This window comes from Corynebacterium sp. (assembly GCF_012837295.1).
In the GTDB taxonomy this organism is placed as follows: domain Bacteria; phylum Actinomycetota; class Actinomycetes; order Mycobacteriales; family Mycobacteriaceae; genus Corynebacterium.
This window is the reverse complement of the sequence record NZ_DURI01000019.1, coordinates 1-1,930: the sequence shown is the minus strand read 5'-3', so window position 1 is coordinate 1,930 and position 1,930 is coordinate 1. Positions and strand designations below refer to the sequence as shown.

The window sequence follows — 1,930 nt, the reverse complement described above, 5'->3', positions numbered from 1 at the left end:
GATGGCCGGGCTCGTCGCGGTGCCCGCCGGGGCGCTGGATGTGGTCGAGGTCCGGATGGCCGGCCCCCGCCTGTCCGATCCCCGCCTGGTCGACTCCCGGCTGACCGGCGCCGTAACCGCCGGCGGGAAGCCCGCGGTCCTCGTCGCGGCGGCGGCCCGACGGCGCGGATCCGTTCTCGCCCGCGATGGGAGACTCCTTCTCGGCCTCCGCCACCGACTTGCGCTTGGACTGCGCGGCCAACGCCGGATCCTCCACCGGACGATTCGCCACCTCGTTGGCGGCGGCGACGGCGCGTGCGATCTCCGGGTTGGAGGACATGTCGAACCAGTCCTCGTCCTTGTCGCGGTCGGCCTCCTCCTTCGCCTCGGCGGTGACGGCCGGCGGCTCGTAGCGGAACACGCCGTCCTCGTCGGCCTTGCCGAAGGCGCGGGCGAAGCTCTCCAGCGAGTCGCCGAACTGCGACGGCACCATCCACACGGTGTTGCCGTCCTTGTTGGCCAGCTCCGGCAGCTTCTCCAGGTACTGCCATGCCAGCAGCTCCGGCGTCAGCTGCGACGCCTTCACCGCGGCATTGACCTTCTGGATCGCGCGCGCCTCGCCCTGCGCCTGCAGGTAACGGGCCGCGCGGTCACCTTCGGCGCGCAGGATGGTGGCCTGCCGCTCGCCCTCGGCGGCGAGGATGGACGCGTGCTTGTTGCCCTCGGCGGCGAGAATTTGCGCCTGCTTGCGGCCCTCGGCGGTCTTGATGTCCGCCTCGCGGGTGCCCTCCGCGGTGAGGATCATCGCGCGCTTCTCGCGGTCGGCCTTCATCTGCTTTTCCATCGACTGCTGGATCGACGGCGGCGGCTCGATGGCCTTCAGCTCGACGCGGGCGATGCGCAGGCCCCACTTCGCGGTGGCCTCGTCCAACTCCCCGCGCAGGCGGCGGTTGATGTAGTCGCGGGAGGTCAGGGTCTCCTCCAGCGTCAGGCCGCCGACCACGTCGCGCAGCGTGGCGGTGGTGATCTGCTCGATGCCGAAGATGTAGTCGGCCACGCCGTAGATGGCGCGCGCCGGGTCGTTGACCTGGAACGTCACCACGGTGTCGATGGCCACGGTCAAGTTGTCCTCGGTGATCACGGCCTGCGGCGGGAAGGTGACCATCCGTTCACGGGTGTCCACCTTCTCGCGCACACGGTCGATGAACGGGATGACGAACGCCAGGCCTCCGGACAAGGTCCGGGTGTACCGGCCGAGCCGTTCGATGACTGCTGCCTCGCCCTGGGGGACGAGGATGATCGCCTTACTCACCAACACCAAAACGAGCAAGACGAGTACTGCGGCGAAAATGAATCCCGCCATGGGCTCACACCTCCTTATCCACGACGGCCGTGTTGCCGTCGATGCTCACGACCATGACCCGGTCCCCCGGCGAGAATGACATGCCGGGCACCAGAGCGCGCGCCGTCCACAGTTCGCCGGCGATCCGGATCATGCCGGCGTGGCCGTCGATGGCCTCCTCCACGGAGGCGGTGCGGCCGGCGAGCTGCCGGGGATTGGACTCGACGCTGTCGGAGTCGACGCCGGTGAACATCTTGCGGCGCAGCATCGGCCGCACCACCCCGATGAGCCCGATGCTGGTCACGGCGAAAACGGCGATGTCCACCCACAGGGGCGTGTCCGCCAGCGAGACGCCGGCGGCGGCAAGCGCGCCTCCCGCGACCATCAGCATCGACAGGTCGCCGATGAGGAACTCGAGGAAAACGAGCAGAATGCCCAGTCCAAACCAGATGATCGAAGCCACGTGGCCAGCCTACAGAAGCCCCCGGATCCCGCCTTCGAACAAAGGTTCGCTTTACGACGGGGCCGGCCGGGGCGTCGTCAAGCGAAGAACCGCGCGCGAAGCGGGACGCGTCAGCCGAGGTGGGGTTCCGTGACGAAGTCGACGAG

2 protein-coding genes are annotated in these 1,930 nt (G+C 68.9%); both read right to left on the bottom strand.

Annotation, left to right across the window (positions count from 1 at the left end; all coding sequences use genetic code 11):
- A partial coding sequence (locus GX015_RS00595) for an SPFH domain-containing protein (protein WP_291342000.1) occupies positions 1-1,342 on the bottom strand: 1,342 nt, incomplete at its 3' end.
- A gap of 4 nt (positions 1,343-1,346) precedes the next feature.
- Entirely contained in the window at positions 1,347-1,784 is a 438-nt protein-coding gene (locus GX015_RS00590; protein ID WP_046651490.1) for an NfeD family protein, read from the bottom strand.
- Positions 1,785-1,930: the final 146 nt, after the last annotated feature.